Raw genomic sequence first — 18732 nt, 5'->3', positions numbered from 1 at the left:
GGCTGGAGAAGAGGAAGGCCAATCGTGAATCGTTCCAACTTTCTGTCTGCGATCGTGGCGGCTCTGTGCATGTTTCCCGCCAACGGCTTGGCAGCAGAACCGCAATCATTCGAGCCGTCGGCTCTACAGGCCGATTTGCACTTTGCGATCGACACGATTGAGCGACAGCACCCGCGACTTGAACATTCGGTATCTCGCAAGCGACTGCAGACTGCCGTAGCTTCGATACGGACCCAGCTCTCTCATCGCATGTCGCAGGGCGAAGCCTGGGCAGTCATGGCCCAACTGAACCCTCTGCTCGCGGACGGTCACTTGTTCATCAGCTTGCCGAACTGGCGAGCACAGACCACAGACGATGTGCGCCAGGGAGTTGGCTTTTTCCCTTTCGAGGTTGAACTTGACGGGCGAGGTTATCCGGTTGTTACCGCTAAGCTGGGCGGAGCGGCGACGCCGTTTGCTGGACGGAGGATCACCTGGATAAATGGTCAAGATGCTCATGGCATCGGACGCACGCTGCTGGCGCGAATGCATGGAGATACGCCGGCATTTCGAGCAGCATTGCTTTCACAGCGGTGGTGGCTTGGCTTCGCTCAACTTTATGGAAGGCCATCTTTTTACGATCTTCGATTTGCGGGCTCTCAAACGCCGCATCGGATCATGGCGGAACATGTGCTGCCGGCAATCCTCCAGCAGGAACAAAGCTTCGAGCGGCTATTCTCCTGCGATATCAAGGCTGATCACACTGCAAAACTGACGATTGCGTCGTTCGCATGGCAGGATAAATCGCAGTTTTTTCAATTTACGCATGACTGTTTTGCGCGGATCAAGGCGACCTCGGCTCAGCAGCTTATCATTGACGTCAGTGCCAATAGCGGCGGCGATGACGATATGTGGAAAGAGGGCATTCTCCACTACATTGCGACCAAACCCTACAAACAGGGATCGACTTACGTTAAGCGGGAGCGCGACGGCTCCCTGTCGACGGGCGAAATCGCTACCGCGACCGATCCAGCCCTGAATGAACCGCTGCATTTCAATGGGAAAGTAGAAGTTCTGATAGGTCCACTGACCTACTCATCAGCCGTCCTGTTCAGCAATGTTGTACGTGATTACGGCTTGGGCACCTTGACCGGCATTGGAAATGCCGCACGAACAGAGCAATCTGGTGGTGTACAATCCGTAACACTTCCAAATACGGGATTGCTTCTTTTCTACCCCCGTTTTGTGCTTGCTCCACCTTCCCGAGGAACTGCACCCAGATATCTGCGCGCGGCGGTGGGAAACAATCCAGATCGAGGCGCATCGACAGGGTCTTAAGCGCAAGGCAGGTGCGAGGCACTCTCGAAACACAATCCTGCGCTCGCCCAAAACCGGTCGGTCTGCACCTGAGAAGGAAAAATTAGCGGATGAGTGTCTCCAAATGGTCGTCTGCCGACCGGCTGAATTTCAAAGGATGGTGCCCTGCCGATAAGCCAGCTTGGCGTTGCCGAAAACACGCGTGCCGCGTCGTGTGACATCAAGGCTGATCTGATTACGGTCAATTCGCGCCATTAGCTCGCCCAGGCAGTCATACTCCGCCATGCCAATATCGCGGTTCGCTTCCACATGAAGAGCCAGTCGAGCAGGGTCGGGACCGTAGTTGCGCACTACGGCGTCGTCGCCAAAGAAGCGTCTGATTGTTTCCGTGATGAGTCGTGCCTCAACATCATTAATTGGCGCTGGGGACGCAGGCAAAACCGGAGGATGAGCGGCAGGCATAATCGAAACATACCGCGTTCGGGAACGTCTGCAATCAGGACTGCATTCCTGTCCGTGCAACGGCATATTGTGGTCGAAACCTGCCAATCGCCACGGGCGTCATCCTGACGCAAGTCAGGATCCATTCTGCGCAAGGATGGAGAGGAAACGCTGAATGCATCCCGGACCAAGTCCGGGATGACGGAAACGGCCAGGTCCGCTTTGCGGAAGGACGTTAGCATGAGCAGACTGCAGCGATTGCCCCTATTCGGGCAGGCCAACGCCACGCAGAGCTGCGCGCAACGGCATCATGTCCTACACCGCTCCTTTCTGCTTCAGTCGGCGCGATGCCGAGTGTTGTTCCTTACTTGCCGCCTGCGCCCGCCCCTCATTGTTGCGCGGGCGTCGCTTTCATGTCGCGTCACTGTCGCGTCAGAATGCGCGTGACATGTCGGTCAGGCAGCGCTCAGGCGTCCGCCCAGCGGCGCAGCAGATTATGATAGACGCCGGTCAGGCGGATCACCTGCGCATCGTCATGGCCGCGATCAAGCGCCAGTTGCTGGATCGAACTGTCGAGATCGAACAGCATCTGGCGCGCGGCATCGTCGCGGATCATGGACTGCATCCAGAAGAAGCTGGCGACGCGCCGGCCCTGCGTCACCGGTTCGACCCGATGCAGCGAGGACGAAGGATAGAGCACCGCCTGCCCCGCCGGCAGCTTCACCTGCTGCACGCCGAAATTGGTCTCGATCGTCAGTTCGCCGCCTTCATAGCTTTCCGGCTCTTCCAGGAAGACGGTGATCGACAGGTCGGATCGGACGCGAAAACCGGTGCCGGCCTGAATGCGCACGGCATTGTCGACATGGGTGCCGAACGCCTGCCCGCCGGCATAGCTGTTGAACAGGGGCGGAAAGATCTTGAGCGGCAGTGCGGCGGCGATGAACAGGGGCGAGCGGCCGAGCGCATCGAGGATCATCTGCCCCGCCTGGCGCGCTTCCGGCGCGCTTTCGGGCAATTGCAGGTTGCGCTTGGCCAGCGCCGACTGATGGCCGGAGGTGACATTGCCATCGACCCATTGCGCCGCATCGATCAGCGCGCGGATGTGGGCGACGCCGGCGGCGTCGATCAGGTCGGGAATGACGATCAGCATGAAGGATACTCCGGGGCGGGATGGCCTGGGCTTGCGGTCGCGCAAGGCGCGCCGGTGAGGCGCTGTCTGTCAGGCCCTGTCTGTCAGGCCTTGTCGGTGCGGATGACGAAGGGGATTTCGACCACGCCCTTCACCCGCACGGCCTGACCGTCATGGATGATCGGGCGCCAGCGCCAATGCTTGACCGCATCGCGCGCGGCATCATCCAGTCGCGCGAAGCCGCTGCTGCGGGCGATGCCGATGCTCTCCACGCCGCCATCGGTGCCGACCACCAGCGCCAGCACGACCGTGCCCTGCTCGCGCTTGCGCCGGCTGTCGATCGGATAGCGGGGCGGCTTGCCCGACACCATCTGCGCGCCGATATCGCCGACCTGCACGACCGAGGGCGCCGCGGCAGCCATGACCGGCGCGGCGGGTGCCGGCGGCGATGGCGGAGCCGACACCGCGACCGGCGATGGCACGGGGACCGGATCGGGCGTGGTGGCGATCTGCACCGGCGGCACCGGCGTCTGGATGATCGGCGGCGGCGCCACGACCTGGGGCTGGGATGGCGGCGGCGGAGGCGCTTCGGCGGCGGGCGGTGGCGGGGGTGGCGACAGGTTCACCACCGTCAGCTTCGCCTCTTCGGCCCGGACGACATGATTGCGCACCTGGATCAGCGCGCCGATCAGCAGCGCATGCACGACCAGGATGGCGGCAATGGCGGGCAGGTTCGGACCGCGCCGGGCGCCATAGCGTTCGACTGGAACAGCGATGGCACGCCCGCTGGCAACGGGCATCGGACGATCGTCACCGACATCGGCGAAATCGGTCGCATAGACCTCCGCCCTGCCCTGTGCCGCCTGCAGCATTGCCTGTCCTCCATCCGTCAGCCTAGGATCGCGATACAGCGGACCCTAATGCGAATCAATTTCATTCGCAGGCCCCTAGCGCATTTCGCCCCGGCGCAGAAGCCCGGAAGAAACGCTATAGCAATGCAGGAATGGCAACAGAGACAGTCAGGCGTCGGGGGAATCCGTCAGCATCGTCCGGGCAAACAGCCAGCAGCGTATGGCACTGGCCAGATTGGGCGGATCGTCCGCCGCTATCCGCGCCACATCGATCCGGGCGATCAGCGCATTGATCGGCAATTCGGCCTCCCCAGCGGCGTCGCGCAGCGCCTGCCAGAAAATCGGCTCCAGGCTGATCGCGGTCTGGTGCCCGGCAATGGTCACGCTGCGCTTGACCGGAGGGGCAAAGGGCGACGCCCCGGACGCGGCTGCGCCATCGGAAGCATCGCCCTTGGCCATCAATACATGTGCTGGCCGCCGTTGATCGACAGCGTGCTGCCGGTCACGAAGCCGCCCTCGTCGCTGCAGAAGAAGGCAACGCCACGGGCGATCTCATGCGCCTGACCCAAACGGCCGACCGGGATCTTGGCGACGATCTTTTCCAGCACCGGTGCCGGCACGGCGGCAACCATGTCGGTGTCGATATAGCCGGGCGCGATCGCGTTGACGGTGATGCCGAACTTCGCGCCTTCCTGCGCCAGAGCCTTGGTGAAGCCATGGATGCCCGACTTGGCAGCGGCATAGTTGACCTGGCCATATTGGCCGGCCTGGCCGTTGATCGAACCGATATTGACGAAGCGGCCCCAGCCGCGCTCGCGCATGCCGCCAAAGGTCGCCTTGGCCATGTTGAAGCAACCGCCCAGGTTGATCCGCATGACTTCGTTCCAGTCGTCGAAGCTCATCTTGGCGAGCACGCCGTCACGGGTGATGCCCGCATTGTTGACGACGATGTCGACCGGGCCGAGCGCTTCCGCCACGGCAGCGCAGCCATCCAGGCAGGCCTGATGATCGCCGACATCCCATTTGAAGGTCGCGATGCCGGTGGCGTCAGTGAAGGCCTTGGCCTTTTCTTCGTTGCCGGCATAGTTGGCGGCAACCGTATATCCCATTTCCTTGAGTGCCAGGCTGATGGCTTCCCCGATACCGCGGGTTCCGCCGGTCACGATCGCTACTCTCGACATGCGCCTGTCCTCTCTGTGCTAGACCCTCTGGTCCACCCATCCTGAAAGTTCGCGGCCGACCAGCCGCTGGTAGAGGGTGATAGCTTCGGAGGATGCGTTTAGACAGGGCAAAAAGGCAAATTTTTCGCCACCTTCCGCTAAAAAAACTTCTTTCGCGCGAAGCCCGATTTCCTCTAGGGTTTCCAGACAATCTGCCGAAAATCCGGGTGTCACGACAGCAATGTTCCGGACACCTTCCTTCACCAATTTGGTGAGCGTCGCCTCTGTCTCCGGTTCCAGCCATTTGGCCCGTCCAAAGCGCGACTGGAAGCTCATATGAACGGGCAGATCCATCGCCATGTCGAGCAGCCGGACCGTCTCCACCGACTGGTGAAAATAGGGATCGCCCAGCTTCAGCGTCCGCTCCGGCATGCCATGAAAACTGGCGAGCAGCGCGTCGGGCCTGAAGTCGAGCTGCGCCAGATGTCCGTCGATCGATGTTTTCAACGCGGCGATATAATGGGGATCGGCATAATAAGGCGGCAGGGTGCGGATCGCCGGTTGCAGCCGCATGTCGGCTAGCGCGGCGAAGGCCTTGTCCAGCGCAGTCGCGGTGGTCGCGCCGGAATATTGCGGATAGAGCGGCGCCAGAAGGATGCGGTCGCACCCCTGCGCCATCATCGCCTGGAGCCGGCTGGCGATCGACGGATTGCCATAGCGCATCGCCCAGTCGACGATCAGGTCCGGCCCCATCGCCCGCTGCAATGCCTCCGCCGTCTTACGGGTATAGACAGCCAGCGGCGACCCGCCGGGCATCCACACCTGCTGATAGGCATGGGCCGACTTTTTCGGCCGGGTGGTCAGCACCGCGCCGCGCAGGATCGGTTGCCAGATGATCTGCGGAATTTCCACCACGCGCGGGTCGGACAGAAATTCCGCCAGATAGCGGCGCACCGATTTGGTATCGGGCGCGTCCGGCGTGCCGAGATTGATCAGCAGCACGCCGACGCGCGACGGCGTTCGAGTGTCAACTTCGCTGTCAGGCATCAGCCATTCCCCATGATCGGCAGGCTGCGGAATCGCTGCCCGGTGACGGTGAAGAGCGCATTGGCGATCGCCGGCGCGGCGAGCGGTGCGCCTAGGTCGGTGACGCCGGCCGGGTCGGCCGTGCTGCGGATCAGCTCCACGCTGACCTCTCCGATGTCGCCTAGCCGCGGCAGGTTCATCCGCCCCAGCATCGCGCGCGTCGGCATGCCACCGGCATAGGGCACCGACGCCCCCATGGCGAGCGCGAGACCATGGATCAGCCCGCTTTCTATCTGCTGCCGGGCGATATCGGGATTGACCTGGTCGCCGCAATCCACTGCCGCGACCATCCGCCGGACGCTGAGCGTATTGCCCTCGATCCCCGCCTCGACCATCACGGCGGCATAGGCGCCGTTCATCATATGCGCGGCGATCCCCTGCCCGCTGCCGGCAATGCCCCCCTGCCAGCCGCCCATGGCCGCTGCCGTGGAGAGGCAATGGGCGAGGCGCGGGTTGCCGCCCAGCATCTGGATACGGAAGGACATCGCCTCAATCCCCGCCAGATGGGCGAGCTCGTCAAGGAAGCATTCGGTGAAGAAGGCACCATGGAGATGCGCATTGCCGCGCATGAAGCCGAGCGGCAGGCCAACGTCAGCGGGATAATGATCCACCGCCCAATTGGGAATGGCATAGGGCGGCACCATGCCGGCCACGGCCAGCCGGGTCGCCTTGTCGCCCGCTTCGGCCGCAGCCTCATGCGGCAGCTTGCCACCAGCGATGCGCGACCAGGTCTGGGTCATGGCGCAGGGAGCCGCCACCTTGGCCAGCCATCCCTCTACCATGCCACCACGGCCCAGCTTGGCCGCCATGCGGGCATGTGCCGGGGCGCCCGGCCGATCCTGAATCACATCCTCCAGCCGCGACCAGAGCAGTTGCACCGGACGGCCGACATCGCGCGCGATCAGCGCGGCCTGCACGCCCGCCTCCCAATCCATATGCCGTCCGGTCGCGCCGCCGGCATGAAGCGGGTAAAGCGTCACCGCGCCGTCCGACAGGCCCAGCGCATCCGCGATCGCGGCGCGGGCCAGCGCGGGCGCCTGCGTCGCCATCCAGACTTCGGCGCCCTCCTCCGTCACCCGCGCCGTCGCGCACATCGGCTCAAGCGCCAGGTGCAGGCCGGGATCGACCTGATATTCGCTGGCCAGGATCGTCGCCTTCTCGAACACCGGCAGCAGGTCGCCCTGCACATAGAGACGCCGGCCGGCATCCCCGGAAAAGGCATCCTCCAACGCAGCATCGATGCGACCGCTGTCGACCGGCGTGCCGCGCAGGGTGAAGCTGGGATCGATCAGATCGAGCGCCCGGTTCGCCGCCCACCAGTTTGTGCCGACCGCCGCGATCCAGCGCTCCGTGCGCACCAGTTTCAGAAAGCCAGTGACCTTCTGCGCCTCGGCATCGCGCGCATCCTTCAGCACGGCGTCGCCGATCGGCCCCTGCCGGATCGAGGCGAAGACCATGTCGGGCAAACGGATGTCGGCGGCGAAATTATGGCTGCCGTCGATCTTGGACGGGGTGTCGAGCCGGGGCAGATCCAGCCCGGTCAGCCGGCCGTCATTGCCCTGTCGATAGGGCAGGATGTCGGGCAGGGTGAAACCGGCGGCATCCTCCACCACATCGCCCAGCCGCAGCTTGCGCTCCGCGCCGTCGGTGATGATGCCATTCTGGATGTCGCAGCTTTCCCAGGGCACGCCCCAGCGCGCCGCCGCCGCCTTGCACAGCAGCACACGCGCCGCCGCACCCGCCCTACGATAGGCGTCATGGAACATCGGCACCGACGTGCCTGCCCCGGTCAGCATCAGCGCGCTGCGCGTCGCATATTGGTCGATCGCCCAGGTGCCTGCATCGCCCGCCACGCGGGTCCAGTCGCTTGCCAGCCAGTCACGCGCCAGCAGGCCGTTGGCATAGAGCGGGCTGATCGGCGCGCTCTGCACCGCGACCGTGCGCCAGTCGGCGCCCAGTTCGTCCGCCAAAATCTGCGGCAGGATGGTGGACACCCCCTGCCCCATTTCGGTCTGCGGCACGATGGCGATCACCTGCCCCGCCCGGTCGATCTTGAGGAAGGCGTCGAAAACCTGTTCGCCCGGCCCGACATTGAGATTGGGCCGATAGCTGCGCGGCCAGGCGGCCCAGGCCAGAACCAGTCCGGCTGCCGCGCCGCCACCGACCAGCAGCGTGCGACGGCTCACACCTCTATCGCTCAAACCTCTGTCTTTGCGTCGTTTCAACGGTGCTCGCGCCATGGCCTTGCTGATAGAGGCGCGGGGCCGTGCTGCCTAGGGCTAATCCGCCGCGATCGGCGCAAGGCCAAGCCGCCGGATCTCGATCGCGGGGCAATAGTCCATCACGACCTTGAGGCCTGCCGCTTCGGCCCGCGCGGCGGCATCAGCATCGATCACCCCCAACTGCATCCAGACCGACTTGGCGCCAGCGGCGATCGCCTGGTCCACCACCGCGCCCGCGGCCTCGCTGCGCCGGAAGATATCGACCATGTCGATCCGCACGCCGATGTCCGACAGCCGATCCCAGACGAATTCACCATGGACATGTTCGCCGGCGATCTGCGGATTGACCGGCAGCACCCGATAGCCATGATCCTGCAGCGTCTTCATCACGCTGTAGCTCGGCCGGTCGGGGCGATCGGAAATGCCGACCAGTGCGATCGTCCGGGTTTCGTTGAGCAGATCGGCAATATCCTGCGCGGCGGTGAGCGGCATGGCGGTCCTCCTGTCCTGGCCCCCGATATGGGCAGGGCGAAGGCGCGAACAAGGGGCTTGGCTCGCCTCTGTCCTAACCAATTCCTAAGCCGCATCCGGCTAGGCCCGGCAATGCGCGATTCGCGCCGGCCGGTGGGGACGGGCCGTATTCAGGGGGTCTGAGATGAAGTCTATCGTCATTACCGCGCTTGCCATCATGTCCGCGAGTGCCCAGCCGCTGCTGGCACAAGCCGATGCGCCGCTGCCCATCATGCAGGCGCCCGAGGCCAGTCCGGCCATGGTCCTGCCCGCCAACACCGCCGTCATGCTGCGCATGAACAGCGAATTGTCCAGCAAGACCGCCAAGGAAGGGTCGATGTTCGACCTGTCGGTCGCCGATCCGGTGATGGTCGATGGCTATGTCGTAATCCCGATGAACGCCCGTGCCGTAGGCGAAGTGACCTGGCTGACCGGCAAGGGCGCGTTCGGCAAGTCGGGCAAGATGAATATCGAGCTGCGCTATATCGAAGTGGCCGGGCGTCGCATCCCCATCAAGGGCAGCTTCCGCCAGGAGGGCGAGGGCAATACCGCCGCGACCATCGGCGGCGTGATCGCGGCCGGCGTGTTCGCGGGCTTCATCACCGGCAAGACGGCGATCATCCCGGCGGGCCGCGAATTGCAGGCCTTCACCCAGAATGAGATCGCGCTGGCACCGCCACGCCGCCCCGCGCCCATGCTGGGCCAGCCGGCACCGATCCCCGCCAGCTACGTGCCCGCACCCCGCGCCGCGCCGCTGCCGGCCGCCCGGCCGGCACCGCGTCGGTCGATGGTCGACCCGTCGCTGGAGATCAACGTCAAATAAGCCGGACTTGGCCGTGGCGCACCGCACGCGCCACGGCTAGACCCTGCCCATGTTCGATATTCGCCAAGACGATCTGAGCGGCGCACCGACCCGCGCGCTATTGGCCATCCATCTGGCCGGCATGCAGGCGGAATCGCCGCCCGAAAGCGTCTTCGCGCTCGACCTGTCGGGATTGCAGCAACCGGACATTTGCGTCTGGACCGCCTGGGATGGCGACGAGATCGCCGGCGTAGCCGCGCTGCGCGATCTGGGCGATGGCCAGGGCGAACTCAAATCGATGCGCACCCATCCCGACCATCTGCGCCGGGGCGTGGCTGCGGCGCTGCTACGCCATATTATCGGGCAGGCACGGCAGCGCGGCATGACCCGGCTCAGCCTGGAAACCGGCAGCGGCCCCGCCTTCGATCCAGCGCTGACGCTCTATCGCCGGCACGGCTTCGGCAATGGCGAGGCGTTCGGCGATTATCGCGCGAGCACCTTCAACCAGTTCCTGCACCTTGCCCTCTGATCAGGCGGCCTTCGCCAGCCAGGCCGCGACCTTTTCCGCCACGGCGCGGAAGGCATCGGCATGCGGCCCTTCGCCAGCCGCCGGTGGATCACCCGCGTCGGAGCGCTTGCGAATGTCGATCGCCAGCGGAATGCGGCCGATGAAGGACAGGCCAAGCTCGCCGGCAGCCGCTTCCGCGCCACCGCAGCCGAACGGATCGGACACTTCGCCACAATGCGGGCAGGCATAGCCGGCCATATTCTCGACCAGGCCGATCATCGGCACCTGCGCCTGTTCGAACAGGCTGATCGCGCGGGTCGCATCCATCAGCGCCAGATCCTGCGGCGTAGAGACGATCACGGCGCCGGCCGGCTTGTGCTTCTGGAGCATGGTCAGCTGGATGTCGCCGGTGCCCGGCGGCAGGTCGATGACCAGCAGGTCCGTGTCGCCCCAGTCGGCGTCGATCAACTGCCCCAGCGCATTGCCGACCATCGGCCCGCGCCAGGCCAGCGCCTTGCCGGGATCGACCAGATGCGCCATCGACAGCATCGGAATGCCGAGCGGGCTTTCGACCGGGAACAGGCGCTTTTCGCGCGCCTGCGGTTTCTGATCCTCGCTGGCGAGCAGGCGCGCCTGCGACGGGCCGTAGATATCGGCATCGACCAGACCGACCTTGTGACCCAGCCGCGACAAAGCGATGGCGAGATTGGCCGACAGGGTCGACTTGCCCACCCCGCCCTTGCCCGACGCCACGGCGATAATGCGCGGCGCGCGGCGTTCGGCGGTCATGGCGATGCGCACGTCGGTGACGCCCGGCAGCATCAGGCCGCCCTCGCGGATGGCGGCAGCCACGGCATCGCGCTTTTCGGGTGCCAGGCCGCCCACGTCGAGCGCCAGGGTCATGACGCCATCCTTCACCCGCGGTGCGCTGGCACGGCCATCGGTCAGCGTCTTCAGGCGGGCGGCAAAATCATCGATATCGGTCATGACTGGGCCCTCTAGGCAATAATCGTCGTTAAGGGCACTGTTTTTCGCGTGCAGCCATTCCTATAGAGATGACATGAGAAGATTATTCGGGTGGATGCCCGGCATCGCGAGCGCCATGGCCCAGGGTCCCTGGGGCGGCAAGGGTGACGGGCCTGAGGGCAATGACGGACCGGGCAAGAACGGGTCCGGCGGGGGCAGTGATGGCCCGCGGAATCCCTGGACCCAGCCCGGCAAGCCGGCCGGCGCAAAATCCCCTTCCGCGATCGAGGAATTGCTGCGCAAGAGCCGCGAAAGCTTTGGCCAGGGCGGCGGCTTCGGTGGCCTGCCGCCGCGCGCGAACGGCCGGGCGCTGTGGCCGATCGCCGTCGGCATTGTCGTAGCCGTGTGGCTGGTGCTGACCAGTTTCCACCGGGTCGGCCCGCAGGAACGCGGCGTCGTCACCCTGCTCGGCAAATATAGCCGCACCCTCTCGCCCGGCATCAGCCTGACCCTGCCCGCCCCGTTCGAGGCGGTGCGCACGGTCGATGTCGAGGAAATCCGCACGATCGACATCGGTTCGGCCAGCGCGGAGAGCGAAAATCTGGTGCTGACCGGCGACCAGAATATCGTCGACCTGGCCTATTCGGTGCGCTGGAACATCCGCAATCCGGAACTCTATCTGTTCCAGTTGGCCGACCCGGACGCATCGATCCGCGAAGTGGCGGAAAGCGCGATGCGCTCGGTGGTCGCCAGCGTCAGCCTGGACGATGCGCTGGGTGCGGGTCGCACCGAGATCGAGCAGCAGGTCGAACAGCGGATGCAGGAGATTCTCGACGGCTACAAGTCGGGCATCCGCGTCCAGGGCGTGGCGATCAAGCAGGCCGATCCGCCGGCTGCCGTCAACGACGCCTTCAAGGAAGTGTCGGCCGCGCAGCAGACCGCCCAGACCTATCTGAACGAGGCCCGTGCCGCCGCACAGCAGGTCACGGCCAAGGCGCAGGGCGAAGCCGCAGCCTTCGACAAGGTCTATGAACAATATCGGCTGGCACCCGACGTGACCCGCCGGCGCATGTATTACGAAACCATGGAGGGTGTCCTGTCCACCGTCGACAAGACGATCGTCGAAAGCGGCAACGTCACCCCCTTCCTGCCCCTTCCCGAACTCAAGCGGCGCGCCCAGGGGACACCCCAGTCGGCTGCCAATGCGACGGAGGAAGGCCAGTGAGCTTGCGCAATCCCATCGCCCTCGCCATCGGCGCGATCATCCTACTGATCCTGGTCGGCAGCACCGTCACCATCGTGCCGGAAACGCGGCAGGGCGTGATCGTCCGCTTCGGCGAGCCCAAGCAGATCATCAACCGCTATCGCCCGAACGAGGATTTCGGCAAGACCGGCGCCGGCGTCATCCTGCGCGTGCCCTTCTTCGACCAGATCGTCTGGATCGACAAGCGCGTGCTCTCGGTCGAGATGGAGCGCCAGCAGGTGCTTTCGACCGATCAGTTGCGCCTGCAGGTCGATGCCTTTGCCCGCTATCGCATCGTCGATCCGCTGCGCATGTATATTTCGGCCGGCAGCGAGGAGAAGGTGTCGGACGCGCTGCGCCCGATCCTGGGCTCGGCGCTGCGCAACGAACTGGGCAAGCGGCCTTTCGCCGCGCTGCTGAGCCCCGAACGCGGCCAGGTGATGCAGAATATCGAGGCCGGGCTTGACCGGGTCGCGCGCCAATATGGCGCCGAGATCGTCGACGTGCGGATCAAGCGCGCCGACCTGCCCGACGGCACGCCGCTGGAAAGCGCCTTCACCCGCATGCGCACCGCGCGCCAGCAGGAAGCGCTGACGATCCGCGCCCAGGGCCTGAAGCAGGCACAGATCATTCGCGCCGAGGCTGACGCCAATGCCGCCCGCATCTATGCGGAAAGCTTTGGCAAGGACGCGAATTTCTATGACTTCTATCGCGCCATGCAGGCCTATCGTTATACCTTCGCCCCGGATCGGGCGGGCGGCACGACGATGGTATTGTCGAAGGACAATGAGTTCCTGAAGCAGTTCCAGGGCCGCTAACAGCAGGTTTCAGGATCATTACGGAACCAGTGTCATTCAATATCGGTTAAGGCAGGGCGGCGCATCGATAAGGCTCCCCGAGAGTCCCGCCCTTCCCGCTCCCGAATTTCTGAAGAGGACCGTCACGAGTGCGTTACGCTTATGCCATCACCGGCGCCCTGCTGCTCGGCGGCACCGCCATCGCCGTCACGACCAGTTCCAATGTCGGCGCGCAGACCGCCCAGAATGAAGGCCTGCAGGCCGCTGCCCCCGCCGGCGCGCCCGCCAGCCTGGCCGACATGGTCGAAAAGCTGCAGCCGGCCGTGGTCAACATCTCGACCAAGCAGCGCGTCACCGTGCAGAATCCCTTCGCCGGCACGCCCTTTGGCGACCTGTTCGGCCAGGGCGGCGGCGGCAAGCCGCAGACCCGTCAGGCCCAGTCGCTTGGCTCGGGCTTCCTGATCTCGGCCGATGGCTATATCGTGACCAATAATCACGTCGTGTCGGCCGGTGCGGAAGGTGCCAGCGTCGACAGCATCACGGTCACCATGACCAACAAGGAAGAATATCCCGCCAAGCTGGTCGGCCGCGATCCCGCAACCGACCTCGCCGTGCTCAAGATCGACGCGAAGAAGCCCCTGCCCTTCGTCAAGTTCGGCGACAGCACCAAGGCGCGCGTCGGTGACTGGGTCGTCGCGATCGGCAACCCCTTCGCCCTGTCGGGCACCGTGACCGCCGGCATCATCTCCGCCGTGCATCGCGGCACCGGCGGCACCTATGACAAGTTCATCCAGACCGACGCATCGATCAACCAGGGCAATAGCGGCGGCCCGATGTTCGACATGCGCGGCAATGTGATCGGCATCAACAGCCAGATCCTGTCGCCCTCGGGCGGCAATGTCGGCATCGGCTTCGCCATCCCCTCGGAACAGGCGGCGCCGATCGTCGACACGCTGCGCCAGGGCCAAAGCATCAAGCGCGGCTATCTGGGCGTGCAGATCAGCCCGCTGGGCGAGGACATGGCGGACTCGCTCGGCCTTGCCAAGAATCGCGGCGAGTTCGTGCAGGGCGTCGAGCCTGGCAAGGGCGCCGAAAAGGCCGGCATCAAGGCAGGCGACGTGATCGTCAGCGTCGCCGGTCAGGAAGTGACGCCGGACCAGAATCTGTCGTCGATCGTCGCCAACAGCAAGATCGGGTCGAGCGTGCCGATCGTGCTGCTGCGCAACGGCCAGCGCATGACCCTGAACGCGGTCGTGGGCGAGCGCCCGAGCGAAGACGAACTCAATAACTTCGCCCAGCAGCAGGATGATGATTTCAGCCAGCAGGGCGACCAGGGCAGCGACACCCAGGCGGCCCAGAAGTCGCTGGGCATCTCTGCCATCCCGCTGACCCCCAGCATCACCCGCCAGTTGGGCGTTGCCGGCGACACCCGCGGCATCGTCATCACCGCCGTCGACGGGTCGACCGATGCCGGCGCCAAGGGCCTGCGTCGCGGCGACGTGATCCTGTCGGCCAATAACCGGCCGGTGCTGACCCAGGCGGATCTGGATGCGCAGGTGAAGGCGGTGTCGGCCCAGGGTCGCAACGCCATCCTGCTGCAGGTGCTGCGTCGCGGCCAGGCGCCGTTGTTCCTGCCCATCCGCCTGCGCGACAAGTAAGTCAGCGAAAGCGACAATCGTTACGGGCCGCGCTTGCCGGATTGCCTGCCTCCCTTCTAAGAAGGAGCAGACAGTCCGGCGGGCGCGGCCCGACCCGTTTTTGAGGAGCATAAGCCCATGAGCGACGGCATCTTCCTTGGTCTGGGCGCGCCCGAAAAGGACGGCGGCATCCCCCAATATCTCAACCTGCGCCGGGCCAATCGCCACGGCCTGATCGCCGGCGCAACCGGCACCGGCAAGACGGTGACGTTGCAGGGCATCGCCGAAAGCTTCTCCGCGCTTGGCGTTCCGGTGTTCGTGGCCGATGTGAAGGGCGACCTGTCGGGTATTTCGATGGCCGGTTCGCCGACCGCCAAAAATGCCGACAAGCTGGTCTCGCGCGCCAAGGAAATCGGCATCGCCGATTACAGCTATGCCGACAATCCCGCGATCTTCTGGGATCTCTATGGCGAACAGGGCCATCCGATCCGCACCACGGTCAGCGAGATGGGGCCGCTGCTGCTGGCCCGGCTGATGGGCCTAAACGACACGCAGGAAGGCGTGCTCAACATCGCCTTCAAATATGCCGATGAGGAAGGGCTGCTGCTGCTCGACCTGGGCGATCTGCAGGCCATGCTCGCCTATTGCGCGGAAAATGCCGATACGCTGTCGGCCCGTTTCGGCAATGTGACCAAGGCCAGCGTCGGCGCGATCCAGCGCCAGTTGCTCCAGCTCGAAACCCAGGGCGGCGACCATTTCTTCGGCGAGCCCGCGCTCGACATCCACGACTTCCTGAAGGTGGACGACAAGGGGCGCGGCTATGTGAACGTGCTTGCCGCCGACAAGCTGATGCAGAGCCCGAAGCTCTACGCCACCTTCCTGCTCTGGCTGCTGAGCGAATTGTTCGAGACGCTGCCCGAAGTGGGCGATCCGGAAAAGCCGGTGCTGGTCTTCTTCTTCGACGAGGCCCATCTACTGTTCGACGACGCGCCGGCCGCCTTGCAGGACAAGATCGAGCAGGTGGTGCGCCTGATCCGCTCCAAGGGCGTGGGCGTCTATTTCGTCACCCAGAACCCGATCGACATTCCCGAAGCCATTGCCGGCCAGTTGGGCAACCGGGTGCAGCATGCGCTGCGTGCCTTCACCCCGCGCGACCAGAAGGCGATCAAGGCCGCGGCCGACACCTTCCGCATCAACCCCGATCTCGACATCGAAACCGCGATCACCGAACTCAAGACCGGTGAAGCGCTGGTATCGCTGTTGCAGGAAGATGGCGCGCCCGGCGTGGTCCAGCGCACGCTGATCGCCCCGCCCCGTTCACGCCTGGGTCCGGTCGATGCCAAGGAGCGGGCGATCATCCAGTCGATCTCGCCCTGCGAGGGCAAATATGACACCGCCGTCGACCGCGAATCCGCCGAGGAAATCCTGGCCGCGCGCGGCGAGGCCGCCGCTGCCGCCGCGCAGGCGGCCAAGGCCAAGGCCGAAGCCGACAAGGCCGCCGCCGCTCAGGCCAAGGTCGAGGCGAAGCAGCGCGAACAGGAGTTGAAGGAGCGGGCCCGTCGTGACGCGGCCGCCGCGCGCGAGGCGGCCAAGCCCAGCAGCCTCGACAAGGCGGTGCAGTCGGCGACCCGCTCCGCCGCCTCCTCGGTCGGCCGCCAGGTCGCCAATGAACTGGGCCGTGCCGTGTTCGGCGGATCGAGCCGCAGATCCTCGGGCGGTGGCATCGCCGGCCAGTTGGTGCGCGGCATATTGGGCAGCCTGTTCAAATAAGGATAGGCCAGTAAGGATGAACAGGGGGCCGGTCGATTATGTCCGGCCCGTTGCTATCCGCCACGGGATAAGGCTAGAGCGCGGCCATGTCTTCCTCTGCAGCCGCGCCCCACCCGCTCCATTTCGGCAATTTCCGCGCCTATCTGGTCGGCCGTTTCTGCGCCACGCTGGCGCAGTACAGCATGATGATTCTGCTCGCCTGGCAGGCCTATAATGTCGCGCGGGAGACGATGAGCACGGGCGAGGCGTCGGCGCAGCTTGGCCTCATGGGCCTGGCGCAGTTCCTGCCGCTCTTCTTCCTGACGCCGGTGACTGGCTGGGTGGCCGATCATTTCGACCGACGGATCATCACCCGGCTGACGCTGGCGCTGCTGATGCTTGCCGCCGCCGTGCTGGCCTTCGCCACCTATGAGGGCTGGGTCAGCCTGCCGCTGATCTTCGGCATCGCGGTCATCGTCGGCATCGCCCGCGCGTTCAACGGGCCGGCCTATGGGGCATTGGCGCCCAATCTGGTGCCGCCCGCCGTGCTGCCGACCGCCATCGCCCTGTCGTCGGTCGCCTGGCAGACCGGCGACATCCTCGGCAAGGCGGTGGGCGGCTATGCCTATGCGATCGAGCCCTGGGCCGCCTATGCGCTGTCAGCGGCCTTGTTCGGCGTCGGCCTGATATCAATGATGATGATTGGGCCCGTGCCCCAGCCGCCGCGCCAGCAGGGCCGCCACCCCATCCGCCAGATGATCGACGGCTTCACCTACCTCAAGAGCAACCGGCTGGTGCTGGCGACTATCACGCTGGACCTGTTCGCGGTATTGCTGGCCGGCGCGACCGCGCTGCTGCCCGTCTATGCCCGCGACATCCTGCATGTCGGGTCGACCGGCTATGGTCATCTGGCGATCGCGCCGGGGATCGGCGCGGCGCTGACCGCGCTCTGGTTCTCCTTCCGCCCGATGAAAACGCAGGTCGGCCTCAAGATGCTGGCGGCGGTCATCCTGTTCGGCCTGGCCACGATCGCCTTCGGCTGCACCGCCTTCCTGCCGCGCGACATCGCGGTGGAGGCCGGCATCGCCGCGCTGATCGTGCTGGGCGGCGCCGACATGGTGTCGGTATTCGTGCGCCAGTCGCTGGTGCAGTTGCACACGCCCGATGCGATGCGCGGCCGGGTCTCCAGCCTGTCGCAACTGACCATTTCCGCCTCCAACGAACTGGGCGAAGCGGAATCGGGCTTCCTTGCGGCGCTCGTTGGGCCTATCGCTGCGGTCATCGGGGGTGGCGTCGGCGCCATTCTCGTCACGATATTCTGGGCGCGGCTCTTTCCCGAACTGCGCCTTGCACGCACTTTCGACCCACCCGACTTAAGGGAGGCGGACATCAGCCAGGAGACGGCCCAATGAAAGCTGCCACTATTCTCGATACCATCGGCAATACCCCCCATGTCCGGGTCAACCGGCTGTTCGGGGACGCTGAAGTGTGGATCAAGTCGGAACGGTCGAACCCCGGCGGGTCGATCAAGGACCGCATCGCGCTGGCCATGATCGAGGCGGCCGAAGCATCGGGCGACCTGAAGTCGGGCGGCACGATCATCGAGCCGACGTCGGGCAATACCGGCGTGGGCCTGGCCATGGTCGCTGCGGTCAAGGGCTATAAGCTGATCCTGGTCATGCCCGAGAGCATGTCGATCGAACGCCGCCGGCTGATGCTGGCCTATGGCGCCAGTTTCGACCTGACCCCGCGCGAAAAGGGCATGAAGGGCGCGATCGAACGGGCGCTGGAACTGGTGTCGCAGACGCCCGATAGCTGGATGCCGCAGCAGTTCGAGAATCCCGCCAATATCGACGTGCATGTCCGCACAACCGCGCAGGAAATCATCGCCGATTTCGCGGATGCGCCGATCGACGTGCTGATCAGCGGCGTGGGCACGGGCGGCCATATCACCGGCACCGCCGAGGTGCTGAAGAAGCAGTGGCCGAACCTTAAGGTCTATGCGGTTGAGCCGACCCTGTCGCCGGTCATCAGCGGCGGCCAGCCCGGCCCGCACCCGATCCAGGGCATTGGCGCCGGTTTCATCCCGGCGAACCTGCACACCCAGATATTGGACGGCGTGATCCAGGTCGATCCGGCCGATGCGAAGGACTATGCCCGTCGCGCCGCCAGCCAGGAAGGCATGTTGGTCGGCATCTCGTCGGGCGCCACGCTCGCCGCGATCGCACAGAAGCTGAAGGAACTGCCCGCAGGCAGCCGCGTTCTGGGCTTCAATTATGACACGGGCGAACGCTATCTCTCGGTGCCCGACTTCCTGCCCGAATAAGCGGCGCAA

The 18732-nt window shown here is 65.0% G+C and carries 18 protein-coding genes; 9 read left to right on the top strand and 9 right to left on the bottom strand.

The genetic code is table 11. The features are described 5' to 3' along the window. Positions 1-24: 24 nt before the first annotated feature. On the top strand, positions 25-1317 hold the full coding sequence (locus N6H05_RS07675) for a S41 family peptidase (RefSeq protein ID WP_284113370.1): 1293 nt from the start codon (positions 25-27) through the stop codon (positions 1315-1317). A gap of 129 nt (positions 1318-1446) precedes the next feature. On the opposite strand, the gene N6H05_RS07670 is transcribed toward N6H05_RS07675, so the two are convergent. The 8 genes from N6H05_RS07670 to N6H05_RS07635 all read right to left on the bottom strand — a co-directional run bounded on the left by N6H05_RS07670 (position 1447) and on the right by N6H05_RS07635 (position 8677). Further along, on the bottom strand, positions 1447-1845 hold the full coding sequence (locus tag N6H05_RS07670) for a hypothetical protein (protein ID WP_284113369.1): 399 nt from the start codon (positions 1843-1845) through the stop codon (positions 1447-1449). 358 nt (positions 1846-2203) lie between these two features. Beyond that, a complete protein-coding gene (locus N6H05_RS07665) occupies positions 2204-2887 on the bottom strand; it encodes a Fe2+-dependent dioxygenase (protein WP_010335919.1) in 684 nt (227 codons plus the stop codon). Between the two features lie 83 nt (positions 2888-2970). Continuing rightward, the gene (locus N6H05_RS07660; protein ID WP_284113368.1) at positions 2971-3738 is read right to left on the bottom strand and encodes an energy transducer TonB; all 768 of its coding nucleotides are present in this window, start codon (positions 3736-3738) and stop codon (positions 2971-2973) included. Positions 3739-3885: 147 nt separating this feature from the next. Further along, on the bottom strand, positions 3886-4176 hold the full coding sequence (locus N6H05_RS07655; protein ID WP_284113367.1) for a ribbon-helix-helix domain-containing protein: 291 nt from the start codon (positions 4174-4176) through the stop codon (positions 3886-3888). Continuing rightward, positions 4176-4898 (bottom strand): acetoacetyl-CoA reductase, encoded by a 723-nt coding sequence (phbB, locus tag N6H05_RS07650; protein ID WP_284113366.1) that lies wholly within the window; start codon positions 4896-4898, stop codon positions 4176-4178. The genes N6H05_RS07655 and phbB overlap by 1 nt, the downstream gene beginning before the upstream one ends. An 18-nt stretch (positions 4899-4916) precedes the next feature. Continuing rightward, entirely contained in the window at positions 4917-5924 is a 1008-nt protein-coding gene (gene hemH / locus N6H05_RS07645; RefSeq protein WP_284113365.1) for a ferrochelatase, read from the bottom strand. Next, positions 5924-8203, bottom strand: a complete 2280-nt coding sequence (locus tag N6H05_RS07640; protein WP_284113364.1) for a molybdopterin cofactor-binding domain-containing protein — start codon at positions 8201-8203, stop codon at positions 5924-5926. Before N6H05_RS07640 ends, hemH begins: the two co-directional genes overlap by 1 nt. Before the next feature lie 39 nt (positions 8204-8242). Further along, positions 8243-8677, bottom strand: coding sequence for a CoA-binding protein (locus N6H05_RS07635; RefSeq protein ID WP_159367117.1), 435 nt, complete (start codon positions 8675-8677; stop codon positions 8243-8245). Positions 8678-8840: 163 nt separating this feature from the next. Here N6H05_RS07635 and N6H05_RS07630 point away from each other — a divergent pair, with 163 nt between their 5' ends. Both N6H05_RS07630 and N6H05_RS07625 read left to right on the top strand, forming a co-directional pair. Next, the gene (locus N6H05_RS07630; RefSeq protein ID WP_284113363.1) at positions 8841-9518 is read left to right on the top strand and encodes a hypothetical protein; all 678 of its coding nucleotides are present in this window, start codon (positions 8841-8843) and stop codon (positions 9516-9518) included. A 49-nt stretch (positions 9519-9567) separates the two neighbouring features. Further along, the gene (locus N6H05_RS07625; protein ID WP_284113362.1) at positions 9568-10026 is read left to right on the top strand and encodes a GNAT family N-acetyltransferase; all 459 of its coding nucleotides are present in this window, start codon (positions 9568-9570) and stop codon (positions 10024-10026) included. On the opposite strand, the gene N6H05_RS07620 is transcribed toward N6H05_RS07625, so the two are convergent. Then, entirely contained in the window at positions 10027-10992 is a 966-nt protein-coding gene (locus N6H05_RS07620) for an Mrp/NBP35 family ATP-binding protein (protein ID WP_284113361.1), read from the bottom strand. 73 nt (positions 10993-11065) lie between these two features. Here N6H05_RS07620 and hflK point away from each other — a divergent pair, with 73 nt between their 5' ends. The 6 genes from hflK to cysK all read left to right on the top strand — a co-directional run bounded on the left by hflK (position 11066) and on the right by cysK (position 18723). Next, positions 11066-12196 carry an FtsH protease activity modulator HflK gene (hflK, locus tag N6H05_RS07615; protein ID WP_284113360.1) on the top strand — a complete coding sequence of 377 codons (1131 nt, stop codon included), beginning with the start codon at positions 11066-11068 and terminating at the stop codon, positions 12194-12196. Next, positions 12193-13032, top strand: a complete 840-nt coding sequence (hflC, locus tag N6H05_RS07610; RefSeq protein ID WP_004208464.1) for a protease modulator HflC — start codon at positions 12193-12195, stop codon at positions 13030-13032. Before hflK ends, hflC begins: the two co-directional genes overlap by 4 nt. A 128-nt stretch (positions 13033-13160) precedes the next feature. Next, complete coding sequence (locus N6H05_RS07605) at positions 13161-14669, top strand: Do family serine endopeptidase (protein WP_017500403.1); 1509 nt, start codon at positions 13161-13163, stop codon at positions 14667-14669. Between the two features lie 117 nt (positions 14670-14786). After that, the gene (locus N6H05_RS07600) at positions 14787-16418 is read left to right on the top strand and encodes a helicase HerA-like domain-containing protein (RefSeq protein WP_284113359.1); all 1632 of its coding nucleotides are present in this window, start codon (positions 14787-14789) and stop codon (positions 16416-16418) included. A gap of 86 nt (positions 16419-16504) precedes the next feature. Next, entirely contained in the window at positions 16505-17809 is a 1305-nt protein-coding gene (locus N6H05_RS07595) for an MFS transporter (protein ID WP_284113358.1), read from the top strand. After that, entirely contained in the window at positions 17806-18723 is a 918-nt protein-coding gene (gene cysK / locus N6H05_RS07590; RefSeq protein ID WP_284113357.1) for a cysteine synthase A, read from the top strand. The genes N6H05_RS07595 and cysK overlap by 4 nt, the downstream gene beginning before the upstream one ends. Positions 18724-18732 lie beyond the last annotated feature (9 nt).

Origin of the sequence: Sphingobium sp. WTD-1 (assembly GCF_030128825.1) — a bacterium.
Lineage (GTDB): Bacteria > Pseudomonadota > Alphaproteobacteria > Sphingomonadales > Sphingomonadaceae > Sphingobium.
The sequence above is the reverse complement of the archived record's forward strand: the minus strand, read 5'-3'. Positions and strand labels throughout refer to the sequence as shown.